The sequence below is a fragment of the Xanthomonas codiaei genome (assembly GCF_002939785.1).
GTDB lineage: Bacteria > Pseudomonadota > Gammaproteobacteria > Xanthomonadales > Xanthomonadaceae > Xanthomonas > Xanthomonas codiaei.
The window spans coordinates 1-13,685 of record NZ_MDEC01000014.1 but is presented as its reverse complement, the minus strand read 5'-3'; the positions used below and the strand labels follow the sequence as shown (position 1 = coordinate 13,685).

The 13,685-nt window shown below is 68.0% G+C and carries 9 protein-coding genes and 1 pseudogene; 9 read left to right on the top strand and 1 reads right to left on the bottom strand.

The window, feature by feature from the left end; translation table 11 throughout:
• The first annotated feature begins 62 nt into the window (after window positions 1-62).
• From XcodCFBP4690_RS11500 to XcodCFBP4690_RS11455, 9 genes are all read left to right on the top strand, one after another.
• Window positions 63-2,150, top strand: a complete 2,088-nt coding sequence (locus XcodCFBP4690_RS11500) for a putative bifunctional diguanylate cyclase/phosphodiesterase (protein ID WP_104541067.1) — start codon at window positions 63-65, stop codon at window positions 2,148-2,150.
• Between the two features lie 177 nt (window positions 2,151-2,327).
• Window positions 2,328-3,458, top strand: coding sequence for a flagellar biosynthesis protein FlhB (gene flhB, locus XcodCFBP4690_RS11495; RefSeq protein ID WP_104541066.1), 1,131 nt, complete (start codon window positions 2,328-2,330; stop codon window positions 3,456-3,458).
• A gap of 17 nt (window positions 3,459-3,475) precedes the next feature.
• On the top strand, window positions 3,476-5,548 hold the full coding sequence (flhA, locus tag XcodCFBP4690_RS11490; RefSeq protein ID WP_208622730.1) for a flagellar biosynthesis protein FlhA: 2,073 nt from the start codon (window positions 3,476-3,478) through the stop codon (window positions 5,546-5,548).
• Between the two features lie 1,055 nt (window positions 5,549-6,603).
• Window positions 6,604-8,295, top strand: coding sequence for a flagellar biosynthesis GTPase FlhF (flhF, locus tag XcodCFBP4690_RS11480; RefSeq protein WP_104541063.1), 1,692 nt, complete (start codon window positions 6,604-6,606; stop codon window positions 8,293-8,295).
• On the top strand, window positions 8,282-9,166 hold the full coding sequence (locus tag XcodCFBP4690_RS11475; protein ID WP_010374294.1) for a MinD/ParA family protein: 885 nt from the start codon (window positions 8,282-8,284) through the stop codon (window positions 9,164-9,166). Before flhF ends, XcodCFBP4690_RS11475 begins: the two co-directional genes overlap by 14 nt.
• Window positions 9,163-9,930 carry an RNA polymerase sigma factor FliA gene (locus tag XcodCFBP4690_RS11470; protein ID WP_104541062.1) on the top strand — a complete coding sequence of 256 codons (768 nt, stop codon included), beginning with the start codon at window positions 9,163-9,165 and terminating at the stop codon, window positions 9,928-9,930. The genes XcodCFBP4690_RS11475 and XcodCFBP4690_RS11470 overlap by 4 nt, the downstream gene beginning before the upstream one ends.
• A gap of 24 nt (window positions 9,931-9,954) precedes the next feature.
• Window positions 9,955-10,347, top strand: a complete 393-nt coding sequence (gene cheY, locus XcodCFBP4690_RS11465; protein ID WP_014507662.1) for a chemotaxis response regulator CheY — start codon at window positions 9,955-9,957, stop codon at window positions 10,345-10,347.
• Complete coding sequence (locus XcodCFBP4690_RS11460) at window positions 10,347-10,973, top strand: protein phosphatase CheZ (RefSeq protein ID WP_104541061.1); 627 nt, start codon at window positions 10,347-10,349, stop codon at window positions 10,971-10,973. Before cheY ends, XcodCFBP4690_RS11460 begins: the two co-directional genes overlap by 1 nt.
• A gap of 2 nt (window positions 10,974-10,975) precedes the next feature.
• Window positions 10,976-12,628 carry a chemotaxis protein CheA gene (locus XcodCFBP4690_RS11455; RefSeq protein WP_104541060.1) on the top strand — a complete coding sequence of 551 codons (1,653 nt, stop codon included), beginning with the start codon at window positions 10,976-10,978 and terminating at the stop codon, window positions 12,626-12,628.
• 378 nt (window positions 12,629-13,006) lie between these two features.
• Here the strand turns inward: XcodCFBP4690_RS11455 and XcodCFBP4690_RS11450 are convergent.
• A pseudogene (locus XcodCFBP4690_RS11450) lies at window positions 13,007-13,603 on the bottom strand (XVIPCD domain-containing protein); the annotation flags it as partial.
• Between the last annotated feature and the right edge of the window lie 82 nt (window positions 13,604-13,685).

Here is a 13,685-nt window from a genome sequence, read left to right as displayed (position 1 = left end):
ACACACGCAGCGGGTCGCTAGCTCCTTGAGCAAGCGCATCTGTCGGCGCTGGAACTGGATGGGTGGTCGCAACCTACAACCTTGGCATGGTGCTGTTGTCGCTGCTGGTGGCGGTGATGGCCTCCTACACGGCATTGCACATGGCCGCACGCACCTGCGCCAGTCGCGGCGGGATCGCCGCTGCCTGGCTGGTGGGCGGTGCCATCGCCATGGGCATCGGCATCTGGTCGATGCACTTCGTCGGCATGCTCGCCTTCCGCCTGCCCATTCCGCTGGGCTACGACGTGGCACTGACCGCGTACTCGATGCTGGCGGCCGTGCTGGCTTCGGCACTGGCGCTGTGGCTGACCTCGCAGCCCCAGCTGCCCTGGTTGCGGCTGGGCCTGGGAGCCGTGCTGATGGGGCTGGGCATCGCGCTGATGCACTACATGGGCATGGGCGCGCTGCGCATGGCGCCGGCCATCACCTATGACCCGTTGCTGTTCGGCCTGTCGATCGCGATCGCCATCGGCGCCTCCGCCGCCGCGCTGTGGATCGCGTTCCGGCTGCGCCACGAAGGCCGTCGCTACAGCCTGCGCCTGATCGCCGCCCTGATCATGGGCGTGGCCATCGTGGGCATGCATTACACCGGCATGGCCGCCGCGCAGTTCGCGCCGGGCAGCATCTGCGGTGCCGCCGCCGGAGCGCATCTGCCGTTGTCGTGGCTGGCCGCGCTGGTCATCGCGGTGACGCTGGGCCTGCTGATCCTGGCGCTGGTGATCTCGGTGCTGTCGCGCCGCTACCAGCAGCGTACCGACGTATTGGCGCAATCGCTGGCACAGGCCAACGCCGACCTGGCCCTGGCCGCCCTGCACGACCCGCTCACCCGCCTGCCCAACCGCGTGTTGCTGCACGAGCATGTGCTGCAGAACATCGAACGCGCGCAGCGCGATGGGCAGCGCTTTGCGGTGATGTTGATCAACCTGGACGGCTTCAAGGTGGTCAACGACGGCTATGGCCACCAGTTCGGCGACCGCCTGCTGGTGGTGGTGGCCGAGCGTCTGAGCGCGCACCGCAGCGCGCACGGCAGCCTTGCGCGCCTGGGCGCGGACGAGTTCGTGCTGGTGGTCGATATCGCCGACCCGGAAGACGCCGCCGCGACCGCCGGGCATCTGCTGCGCTCGCTGGCGGTGCCGTTCCTGGTCGGCGACCACGAACTGCGTCTGAGCAGCAGCATCGGGATCGCGCTGTATCCGGAAGACGCCGGCAGCGAGCACCAGCTGATGACCCATGCCGACGCGGCAATGGGCCACGCCAAGCAGGCCGGCCGCAACCGCTACAGCTTCTTCGAGCGCTCGATGACCGGCACCACCGGCGAGCGGCTGCAACTGCTGCAGGACCTGCCGCGTGCGCTGGAATCGGGCCAGTTCGTGCTGCACTACCAACCCAAGTACAGCGCCGACGACGGCCGCCCGCTCGGTGCCGAGGCATTGATCCGCTGGCAGCATCCCGAGCGCGGCCTGGTGCCGCCGGACAGCTTCATTCCGCTGGCCGAACGCAGCGGCATGATCGGCCCGCTCGGCAGCTGGGTGCTGCAACAGGCCTGCCGGCAGATGCGCGCCTGGCGCGAGGCCGGCCACGGCGACTGGCGGGTGGCGGTGAACCTGTCGGCCACCCAGCTCGCCTCGCCCAGCCTGCTGGAGGAAGTGGCGACCACGCTGGACCGCCACGCCATCGCCCCCGGACAGCTCACCCTGGAAATCACCGAGACCATGGCCATGCGCGATGCCGATACCTGCCTGCGCACGCTGGGGCAGCTCAATGCGCTGGGTGTGCGCATCGCCATCGACGACTTCGGCACCGGCTATTCCAATCTGCTGTACCTGCGCAAGCTGCCCGCCCACGAGCTCAAGATCGACCGCAGCTTCGTGCAGGCCATGGACAACGGCGCCGAAGACATCGCCATCGTGGCCGCGGTGGTGGCGCTGGCCCACACCATGCGCCTGCAGGTGGTGGCCGAAGGCGTGGAGACCCCCGCCCAGCGCAACACCCTCGAACGCCTGGGCTGCGACCAGCTGCAGGGCTACCTGCTGGGCCGCCCGATGCCGGCCGAGCACTTCATCGCCCTGGTCGTCGCCCAACGCGACGGCCCAGGACGCCTGGCCAGCTGAGCCAGGCCCCAAGGCGCCACGCCCCGAGCACGACGTGGCATCATCCATTCGGCCCGTCAGCCGCGTCCCGATCAGCCCGCAGCCAACCGCTCCTACGAATCCCAAATCCCGACTCCCAAATCCCGCTTCTGGAACACCGCTTGCATCAGCCCAGGCTGATCCCCCACCGGCATCTCCATGTCCGAGTCCGAAGACGGCGGCGAGCGCACAGAGCTTCCCACCGAAAAACGCCTGCGCGAGGCCCGTGAGCAAGGCAACATCCCGCAATCGCGCGAGTTGTCCACTGCCGCGGTATTCGGCGCCGGCGTGTTCGGCCTGATGGCCCTGGCCGGCGGCATCGGCGATGGCGCGGCGGTGTGGATGAAGACCGCGCTCAGCCCGGACCCGAAGATGCGCGAGAACCCGATGGCGCTGTTCGGCCACTTCGGCGACCTGCTGCTGCAGCTGATGTGGGTGATGCTGCCGCTGATCGGCGTCTGCCTGCTGGCCGGCCTGGCCGGGCCGCTGCTGATGAGCGGCATGCATTTCTCCGGCAAGGCGCTGATGCCCGACCTCAACAAGCTCAACCCGATGAATGGGGTCAAGCGCATGTGGGGCAGCAATAGCCTGGCCGAGCTGGTCAAGTCGGTGCTGCGCCTGCTGTTCGTCGGCCTGGCTGCCTGGCTGTGCATCTCCAAGGGCCTGCACGGCCTGCGCGCGCTGGTGAACCAGCCGCTGGAACAGGCAGTCGGCAATGGCCTGGATTTCACCAAGAGCCTGCTGTTCTACACGGCAGGCGCGCTGGTGCTGCTGGCCGCCATCGACGCGCCCTACCAGAAATGGAACTGGATGCGGAAGCTGAAGATGACGCGCGAGGAGATCAAGCGCGAGATGAAGGAAAGCGAGGGCAGCCCGGAGGTGAAGGGCCGCATCCGCCAGATGCAGATGCAGATGTCGCAGCGCCAGATGATGGAGGCGGTGCCCAAGGCCGACGTGGTGCTGATGAACCCGACCCACTACGCAGTGGCGCTCAAGTACGAGGGCGGCAAGATGCGCGCACCGATCGTGGTGGCCAAGGGCGTGGACGAAATGGCCTTCCGCATCCGCGAAACCGGCGAGCAGCACCGGGTGGCCATCGTCACCGCCCCGCCTTTGGCACGCGCCTTGTATAGGGAAGCCCAAATCGGCAAGGAAATTCCCGTGAGACTCTATTCGGTCGTGGCCCAGGTGCTCTCCTACGTCTACCAGCTGCGCGGGTGGAACGGCGGCCCGATGCCGGAATTGCCGTCGCTGGACGTGGATGAGTTCGGCAAGGGGGCCAGCGCATGAGCGCCCAGCCCGCCCCGATGAATGCACGGCGCATCATGGAGTTGCTGCGCAACGGCCTGGGCGCCCCGCTGGCGCTGATGGCCATGCTGGCCATGCTGATGGTGCCGCTGGCCGCGCCGGTGCTGGATGCGTTGTTCACCTTCAACATCGCCATCTCGCTGATGGTGCTGCTGGCGGTGGTGTACGTGCAGCGCCCGCTGGAATTCACCATCTTCCCGATCGTGCTGCTGATGACCACGATGCTGCGGCTGGCGCTGAACGTCGCCTCCAGCCGCGTGATCCTGATCAACGGCCAGGACGGCCACGCCGCGGCCGGCAAGGTGATCGAGGCCTTCGGCCAGTTCGTGATCGGCGGCAACTACGCGGTGGGTATCGTGGTGTTCGCGATCCTGACCATCATCAACTTCGTGGTCATCACCAAGGGGGCCGGGCGCGTGTCGGAAGTGACCGCGCGCTTCATCCTGGACGCCATGCCCGGCAAGCAGATGGCCATCGACGCCGACCTCAACGCCGGTTTGCTGACGCGCGAGGAGGCCAAGGCCCGCCGCGAGGAAGTGCGCGAAGAAGCCGACTTCTACGGCGCGATGGACGGTGCCAACAAGTTCATCCGCGGCGACGCCATCGCCGCCATCCTGATCCTGTTCATCAACCTGGTCGGCGGCATGGCCGTGGGCATGCTGCAGCACGGCATGTCGTTCGTGGATGCGGCCTCCACCTATACCTTGCTGTCCATCGGCGACGGCCTGGTGGCGCAGCTGCCGGCACTGCTGGTGTCGTCCTCGGTCGCCCTGCTGGTGACCCGCGCCTCGCGTGCGCAGGACATGCGCGGGGCGATGATCGGCCAGGTGTTCGGCCAGCACCGCGCCCTGGCCGTGGCCGCCTCCATCCTGGGCCTGGTCGGCCTGGTGCCGGGCATGCCCAACGTCGCGTTTTTGACGCTGGGCCTGATCCTGGGCGTGATCGCCTGGAAAATGTACAAGCGCAGCCTGGCCGCGCCGGCCGCCGGCGATGCCGCCGCCGATCCGCAGGCCGCTGCCACCGCCGCCACCGCCCAGGCCAGCGCCGAACTGAGCTGGGACGAACTGCGCCCGATCGACCCGCTGGGCCTGGAAGTGGGCTACCGGCTGATCCCGCTGGTGGACAAGCACCAGGGCGGCGAACTGATGGCGCGCATCAAGGGCGTGCGCCGCAAGCTCACCCAGGACATCGGCTTTTTGGTGCCACCGGTGCATATCCGCGACAACCTGGAACTGTCGGCCAACGCCTACCGGCTGCTGGTGCACGGCGTGCCGGTGGCCACCGCCGAGATCCACCCCGACCGCGAGCTGGCACTGGACCCGGGCGGTGCGCTCGGCCAGCTGGACGGCATCCCCGGCAAGGACCCGGCGTTCGGCCTGGATGCCACCTGGATCCAGCCGCATCAGCGCGCCTATGCCGAATCGATGGGCTACACCGTGGTCGACCCGGCCACCGTGGTCGCCACCCACCTGTCGCACCTGATCCGCGAACACGCCCCGGAACTGCTCGGCCACGAGGAAGTGCAGCAGTTGCTGGCCACCCTCGGCAAGACCGCGCCGAAGATGGTCGAAGACCTCACCCCCAAGGCCTTGCCGCTGTCGGTGGTGGTGCGGGTCCTGCAGAACCTGCTGATCGAGCGCATTCCGGTACGCCAGCTGCGCAAGATCGTCGAAGCGCTGGTCGAGCATGCACCGCACAGCCAGGACCCGGCCGCCCTAACCGCCGCGGTACGCACCTCGCTGGGCCGCTTCATCGTGCAGGAAATTGCCGGCATGTCAGCCGAGCTGCCGGTGTTCACCCTGGCCCCGCAACTGGAGCGCGTGTTGCAGGAATCCACCCACGGCAACGGCGTGGCGCTGGAGCCCGGCCTGGCCGAGCGCCTGCACCAGAGCCTGGCCGATTGCGTCGGCAAGCAGGAAGCCCGCAACGAACCGGCCGTGGTGCTGGTCCCCGGCCAGGTCCGCGCGGCCCTGGCCCGCCTGGTCCGCCACAGCGTGCCGAGCCTGTCGGTACTGGCCTACAGCGAAGTGCCGGAAGACAAGCGCCTGAAGCTCGTCGGCACGATCAGCTAAGGACCAACGCCTCTCCCTTCCCCCGCCTACGGGGGGAGGTGCCCGAAGGGCGGATGGGGGGGGCGGCCGTCTGGCGATGTTCCCGCAGGTGTGACTCGCACGGCACCAGGAGCCCCCTCATCCGGCGCTGCGCGCCACCTTCTCCCGCACGCGGGAGGAGGCGATGGGTTGCCAGCGCTGCAGCAGCGTGTCGGACCAACCGCTCCCTTCCCTCGCCTGCGGGGGAAGGTGCCCGAAAGGCGGATGGGGGCAGCCGCCTGGCGATGTTCCCGCAGATGTGACTCGCACGGCACCGGGAGCCCCCCTCATCCGGCGCTGCACGCCACCTTCTCCCACACGCGGGAGAAGGCAATCGGTTGCCAGCGCTGCAGCGGCGTGTCGGACCAACCGCTCCCTTCCCTCGCCTGCGGGGGAAGGTGCCCGAAAGGCGGATGGGGGCAGCCGCCTGGCGATGTTCCCGCAGGTGTGACTCGCACGGCACCGGGAGCCCCCCTCATCCGGCGCTGCGCGCCACCTTCTCCCACACGCGGGAGAAGGCAATCGGTTGCCAGCGCTGCAGCGGCGTGTCGGACCAACCGCTCCCTTCCCCCGCCTGCGGGGGAAGGTGCCCGAAGGGCGGATGGGGGGCAGCCGCCTGGCGATGTTCCCGCAGGTGTGACTCGCACGGCACCAGAAGCCCCCTCATCCGGCGCTGCGCGCCACCTTCTCCCACATGCGGGAGAAGGCAATCGGTTGCCTGCGCTGCAGCAGCTTCAGGCCAACGTCGCTCCCTTCCCCCGCCTGCGGGGGAAGGTGCGCGAAGGGCGGATGGGGGCCGCAGGGGAAGCCGCCGCACGCGCCAGCGTCCTGAGCGAGCGCCAGAAATCCAGCGCTGCGGTTTTGGCACACCGCATGCATTAGCTCTGGCGAGACCGCAGACAGCACCACCGCTGCGGGGCGGATGGCAGGACTTGGAACTACCCACGGGACAGGCAACTCATGACGCTGGCAACACACCCACATTCAACCCGCACCCGTCCGGCGTCCGGCGGGTCCCGTTCCTGGAGGCAACTGGCATGAAGATCAAACGCTTTGTCGCCCCGGATATGCGCACCGCATTCCGCATGGTGCGTGAGGAACACGGCCCGGATGCCGTGATCCTGTCCAACCGTCGTACCGCCGAAGGCATCGAGATCGTCGCCGCCAGCAACTACGACGAAGAGCTGGTGCAGCGCGCCCTGGAAACCGCCCGCGAAACCCCGGCCGCCGCCGCGCCGGTGCAGCAGGCTCCCGTGCAGCAGGCTCCGGCCCAGCCGGTGCAGGCTGCCGCCCGTCCCGCAGCGCCGGTCCACGCCCCGCTGAAGCCGGCTGCCGAGACCGGAATGAGCCACCGCCAGCGCGTGGCCAGCGCCGCCGAAGACATGATTGCCGCCATGGCCCTGCGCCAGCCGGCCAGCGTGCCGCGCCAGGCCCCGGTCGCCACCCCGATCCGCAGCGCCGCGCCGATGCCGGCCGTGCAGGAACTGGCCGCGCCGGTGGTGCAGCGCCAGGAACACGCGCTGTCGGCGGTGCCGGAGCAACTGTTCGCCGACTTTTTGACCACCGCCCCGGTGCAGCGCCCGGCCGTGCAGGCCGCCCCGACCCCGGCCCCGGTCGTGGCCGCCACGGTTGCCGCCCCCACCCCCGCCTACGCCGCCCAGGACCAGGACGACGACGCCTTCGACGACGAAGCCGATTTCGATCTGGACGACGCCCTGCCGCAGATCCTGCCGCCGGCCGCGCTGCCGCCGATCGTGGTCGCCCCGCCCGCCCCCGCTGCGCTGGCCGCAGTGCCGGTGGCTGCCGCGCCGATCCCGCAGAACGACGAAGAACTGAAGCAGCTGCGCGGCGAGCTGGCGCTGATGCGGCAGATGATCGAGCGCGAAATGAACCGCCTCACCGACGAGCGCCTGCGTGGCTCCCCGGTGCGTGCGCAGGCGCTGGAACTGATGGACGACTATGGCTTCGACGCCGGCCTGACCCGCGACGTCGCCATGCAGATCCCGGCCGATACCGAATTGCACCGTGGCCGCGGGCTGATGCTGGGCCTGCTGTCCAAGCGCCTGCCGGTGGCCCCGGTCGACCCGCTGGAACGCGGCGGCGTGATCGCCCTGGTCGGCCCGACCGGTGCCGGCAAGACCACCACCATCGCCAAGCTGGCGCAGCGCTTCGCCGCCCAGCACGCCCCGCGCGACGTGGCCCTGGTCACCACCGACACCCTGCGCGTCGGCGGCCGCGAGCAGCTGCATAGCTACGGCCGTCAGCTCGGCATCGCAGTGCACGAGGCCGACAGCGCCGAAAGCCTGCTCGAGCTGCTGGACCGCCTGCGCGACTACAAGCTGGTGCTGATCGACACCGCCGGCATGGGCCAGCGCGACCGCGCCCTGGCCGCCCAGCTGAACTGGCTGCGCGCCGCCCAGCAGGTCACCTCGCTGCTGGTGCTGCCCGCCAACTCCCATTTCGCCGACCTTGACGAGGTCGTGCGCCGCTTCGCCCACGCCAAGCCCCAAGGCGTGGTGCTGACCAAACTCGACGAGACCGGCCGCTTCGGCAGCGCCTTGTCGGTGGTGGTCGATCACCAAATGCCCATCACCTGGGTGACTGACGGACAGCGGGTCCCCGACGACCTGCACCGCGCCAATGCCGCCAGTCTCGTTCTTCGTCTTGAAGATTTGCGGCGCGCTGCCGATAAGCCCTGTACTCCGGAGCACAACCATGCAGTCGCGTGAATACGCCAAGCTGACCAACGCCTTCCCCCTGTCGGCGACCCGTCCCGAGCCTTTGGGCCCGGTGCGCACCATTGCCGTGACCGGTGGCAAGGGCGGCGTGGGCAAGACCAACATCTCCGCCAACCTGGCCGTAGCGCTTGCCGACATGGGCAAACGCACGCTGCTGCTGGACGCCGACCTTGGCCTGGCCAACCTGGACGTGGTCTTGGGGCTCTCGCCCAAGTACACCCTGGCCGACCTGATCGCCGGCCGCTGCACGCTCGATGAAGTGATCATCGAAGGCCCCGGCGGCGTGCTGGTGGTTCCGGCCGCCTCCGGTCGCCGCCACATGGCCGAACTGGCCCCGGCCCAGCACATCGGCCTGGTCAACGTGTTCTCCGAACTGGAACGCGACCTGGACGTGATGGTCATCGACACCGCCGCCGGCATCACCGACAGCGTGCTGACCTTCTGCCAGGCCGCCCAGGACACCGTGGTAGTGGTCTGCGACGAGCCGGCCTCGATCACCGACGCCTACGCGCTGATCAAGGTGCTCTCGCGCGAACGCGGCGTGGACCGCCTGCAGATCATCGCCAACATGGTGCGCGACCCCAACGAGGGCCGCCTGCTGTACGACAAGCTCTCGCGCGTCTGCGAGAAGTTCCTCGGCGATGTGTCGCTGAACTACCTCGGCCACGTGCCGCAGGACGACTGGTTGCGCCTGTCGGTACAGCGCCAGCAACCCGTCATCAAGGCCTACCCCGCCAGTCCGTCGGCGCAGGCCATCGCAGAAATCGCACGCCGTACCTCGCGCTGGCAGGCCCCCACCGTGCCGCGCGGCAACGTCGAGTTCTTTGTCGAACGCATCATTCAACGGGGAGTGGCCGCATGAGCACCGCCACCGCAACGAGCGCCACCGCGCAGTACCGTGCCGTCCAACGCAACAACGCCAACGACGTGGTGACCCAGCACGCCGACCTGGTGCGCCGCATCGCCCACCATCTGGCCGCCCGCCTGCCGGCGAGCGTGGAAGTGGACGACCTGATCCAGGCCGGCATGATCGGCCTGATCGAGGCCTCGCGCAGCTACGACTCCGAACAGGGCGCCTCGTTCGAGACCTATGCCTCGATCCGTATCCGCGGCTCGATGATCGACGAGATCCGCCGTGGCGACTGGGTGCCGCGCTCGGTGCACCGCCGCGCCCGCGACGCCGCTGCTGCAGTGCGCAAGATCGAGCAGAACACCGGCCGTGCCGCGGCCGCCACCGAAGTGGCCGCCGCGATGGAAATGCCGCTGCCGGAGTATCTGCGCCTGATGGAAGATGCCGCGCGCGGCCAGGTGCTGAGCCTGGAATCGCGCATCGAAGATCACGGCGAGCTGGACACCACCGCCAAGGGCGGGCCCAATCCGCAGCAGATGATGGAGCGTGGCGAATTCGGCCGCGAGCTGGGCAAGGCCATCGGCCAGTTGCCCGAGCGCGAGCAGCTGGTGCTGTCGCTGTACTACGAACAGGAATTGAACCTGAAGGAAATCGGCGCCGTGCTCGGTGTCAGCGAATCGCGCGTGTGCCAGATCCATGGCCAGGCCGTGGTGCGTCTGCGCGGCCGCCTCAAGGTATTCGAACTGGCCGATGCCGGTGTCGAAAATGACGATTGATTTTTTTCGTGTTAGGAGCTTGATGTGAACAAGAACATGCGGATCCTGATCGTGGACGACTTCTCGACGATGCGACGTATCGTCAAGAATCTGTTGGCGGATCTTGGCTTCACCAATACCGCAGAGGCCGAAGACGGCAACAGCGCGCTGGCTGCGCTGCGCGCGGGCCCGTTCGACTTCGTGGTGACGGACTGGAACATGCCCGGCATGACCGGCATCGACCTGCTGCGCAACATCCGCGCCGACGCCAAGCTCAAGCACCTGCCGGTGATGATGGTGACCGCCGAAGCCAAGCGCGAGCAGATCATCGAAGCCGCGCAGTGCGGCGTGAACGGCTACATCATCAAGCCGTTCACCGCCCAGACGCTGGAAGAGAAGCTGGGCAAGGTGTTCGAACGTCTGGCGGCGACCGCCTGATGAACGCCACCGTGGAAGCCGATGCCGAACGTGCCGCGTTGATCGAGCGCCTGCAAAGCGCGCTCGATGCACTGGAAAGCGGTGACCAGATCGCCTGGCGTCGCGAGGTCGATCACCTCGCCGCCCTGCGCACACGCCCGATGATGCAGAGCCTGAGCCGGCTCGCCCGCGAACTCGGACAAGCCCTGGGCGAATTGCCCACGTTGCCCGAAGAAGCCGGCGAACTGGACGATGCCTGCTCGCGCCTGGACCACGTGGTGGAAATGACCGAAAAGGCCAGCCATCGCACGCTGGACCTGGTCGAGGAGTGCCGCGTGCTGGCCAACCAGCTGCGCGACGGTGGCCTGAATCAGGACCAGGGCGCGCTGATGGACAAGATGCGCCATAACCTCACCGAGCTGTCGCTGGCGCAGAGCTACCAGGACCTCAGCGGGCAGATCATCCGCCGCGTGGCCGGGATCGTGCGGCGCGTGCACGAGGGCTTCGGTGCGCTCGGCCTGCCGCCGAAGAACACCGAACCGAAGAAAGACGACGGCGGTCTTGCCGGTCCTGCAGTCAAGGGCCTGGACCGTCACGCGGTGTCGCAGGACGACGCCGACGACCTGCTGTCCGGATTGGGGTTGTAACCATGAGTGCCGTTCCAGACGATATTGCTGCCGATTTCATCGTCGAGGCCCAGGAGATCCTGGACCGCCTCGGCGAACAGCTGGTGTCGCTGGAACAGGCGCCAGACGAAGCCGACCAGCTCAACGCGGTGTTCCGCGGCTTCCACACCCTCAAGGGCGGCGCCGGCTTCCTGGCGATCAAGCCCATGGTGGAGCTGTGCCACGCCGCCGAGGAAACCCTGGGCATGGCGCGCTCTGGCCAGGCAGTGCTGCAGGCGCATCACTTCGATGCCGCGCAGCAGTCACTGGATTATCTGCAGGCCATGCTGGACGCGATGGGCTCGGGCGAACCCGTGCCGCACGCACCGGCCACGCTGATTGCGCAGTTCGATGCCAAGAGCGGCCCGCCAGCGGTCAAGGCGGCGCCCAAGGCCGCTGCCGCTCCGGCACACGATGATGCCCACGCACCCGCGGCGCCCGGCACCAAGGCCGGCCCCAAGGCGGCCGCCAAGGCCGGTGCCGAAGCCGAACAGACCGTGCGCGTGGACACCAAGCGCCTGGATGCCATCGTCAACCTGATCGGCGAACTGGTGCTCTCGCGCAATCGCCTCAAGACCTTGCGCACCCGCCTGCGCGACGAAGAACTCGACCGCGCGGTGAGCACGCTGGACATCGCCACCGCGCGCCTGCAGACCGCCGTCATGCGCACCCGCATGCAGCCGGTCAGCAAGGTGTTCGCGCGCTTCCCCAAGGTGGCCCGCGATGTCGCGCGCACCCTGTCCAAGGAAGTGGAGCTGGAATTGATCGGCGCCGAGACGGAGCTGGACCGCAACCTGGTCGAAGCCCTGGCCGACCCGTTGGTGCACCTGGTGCGCAATGCCATCGACCACGGCATCGAATCGCCGGCCCTGCGCGAAGCCACCGGCAAGCCGCGTAGCGGCCATGTGCGCCTGTCCGCGCAGCAGGAAGGCGACTACGTCAGTATCGAAATCCAGGACGACGGCGCCGGCATCGACCCCGAGCGCCTGCGCGAGATCGCCCGCGGCAAGGGCCTGATCGACGCCGAGGCCGCCGCGCGCCTGAGCACCGACGAGTGCCTGCACCTGATCTTCATGCCGGGCTTTTCGACCAAGGCCGAGGTCACCGATATCTCCGGCCGCGGCGTGGGCATGGACGTGGTGCAGTCGCGCATCCGCGAACTCAGCGGCCAGATCCAGATCCAGTCCGAACTGGGCCGCGGCAGCCGCTTCATGATCCGCGTGCCGCTGACCCTGGCCATCCTGCCGACCCTGCTGGTGCAGGCCGGCGAAGCCGTCTACGCCTTGCCGCTGGCGCGCGTGGTGGAAGTGCTGCACGCACCGCAGACCTCGCTGGGCTGGTTCGACGGCCGCGCCGTGCTGGATCGCCGCTCGCACACGCTGCCGCTGATCGACCTGCGCCGCTGGCTGGGCGTGACGGCGGACCAGCCGCCGCTGCTGACCGTGGTGCTGCTGCAGGCTGGCGAAACCCGCTTCGGCCTGGTAGTGGACCAGGTCCGCGGCCGCGAGGAAGTGGTGATCAAACCCCTGCCCCGTGCCCTGCGCGGCCTGCCCGGCTACGCCGGCGCCACCCTGATCGGCGACGGCCGCATGGCGCTGATCCTGGATGTGGATGGCTTGCGCTCTAGCGATCATTGAGCTTCGGGATTCGGGATACGCCCCCGGTTGCCTGAGTGATGACAACGGCCGCACACAGCGGCCGTTGTCGTTTCCGAAGATCTCGCTGCGCGCTCGTGCAGACGATTTCCCGCATGGGTTCCTCCTTTTTCCCGCGACCGTTCCACCTTCCCCCGCTTGCGGGGGAAGGTGCCCGGAGGGCGGATGGGGGCAGCGGTCTCGCGTTGTCCCCAGATGCAGCGCACGACCTCAACCGCCCTCATCCGGCGCTGTGCGCCACCTTCTCCCACGCGCGGGAGAAGGCGATGGATTGCCAGCGCTGCAGCAGTCCGGCCAACGCCTCTCCCTTATTGTCCTAGGGGACTGTTATTTCTCCCCCGTTATCTCGTTGCGAAACACTCAGCGCGTCATCGACGGACCAGCCTGGCTGACGGCTTGCTGGGACTGCTCCAGCGCCTGCTGCTGTTCGCGCGCCTGGGCCTGAGTCTGGTTGATTGCCTGCAGGCGATCGAACGACCGGGTCTCTGGTGTCTGCACGGCGTCCACGGTTGGCATATAGGCACGCTGGTGAGCCGGGTCATTCAGAGCGCCCTGCACGACGAAGACCCTTTCGCCGCCGGCCAGCTTGGACGTGGGGGTATTGAGAACGACATGGTCCACCCGCGACAGTCCTTCCTCTTTCGCTAGCGCAAGCAGGCTGGCGGTCATGCGCTCACTTGATGCATCCCACTGCCTGCCATGTTCGGTATCGAGCTTCTGCACCCCATCCTTGATCTGCCGGTAGAGCTGGTGATCCTCATGACCTGGGTCTGCCGGAAGGCGCTGAGTTGATGTTCCTTGCGATTGGGCTTCACGTGCACGGAGCTCCTGCTCCAGCTCTTGTGCAGAGATCGGCGAGACATGCAAATGCGCGTTCTTGCTGTGCTGGAACAAACCCGGCGTCGGTGGCTGGGTGCTGCTATCCAGGTAAGGCATCGGGCGCGTATTGCTGCCTAGAGCGTGTTATGAACTTTGAAATAGAGACGCGGCATTTCCAAGCATGAGGATGGAGAAGACGACGAAGTGGAGTCCTGCCAGG

Excerpts from the sequence above, each read along its gene's own strand:
- XcodCFBP4690_RS11455 (WP_104541060.1), top strand. The coding sequence starts at position 10,976 with ATGAGTGCCGTTCCAGACGATATTGCTGCCGATTTCATCGTCGAGGCC.
- flhB (WP_104541066.1), top strand. The coding sequence starts at position 2,328 with ATGTCCGAGTCCGAAGACGGCGGCGAGCGCACAGAGCTTCCCACCGAA.
- flhF (WP_104541063.1), top strand. The coding sequence starts at position 6,604 with ATGAAGATCAAACGCTTTGTCGCCCCGGATATGCGCACCGCATTCCGC.
- XcodCFBP4690_RS11470 (WP_104541062.1), top strand. The coding sequence starts at position 9,163 with ATGAGCACCGCCACCGCAACGAGCGCCACCGCGCAGTACCGTGCCGTC.
- flhA (WP_208622730.1), top strand. The coding sequence starts at position 3,476 with ATGAATGCACGGCGCATCATGGAGTTGCTGCGCAACGGCCTGGGCGCC.
- XcodCFBP4690_RS11475 (WP_010374294.1), top strand. The coding sequence starts at position 8,282 with ATGCAGTCGCGTGAATACGCCAAGCTGACCAACGCCTTCCCCCTGTCG.
- XcodCFBP4690_RS11460 (WP_104541061.1), top strand. The coding sequence starts at position 10,347 with ATGAACGCCACCGTGGAAGCCGATGCCGAACGTGCCGCGTTGATCGAG.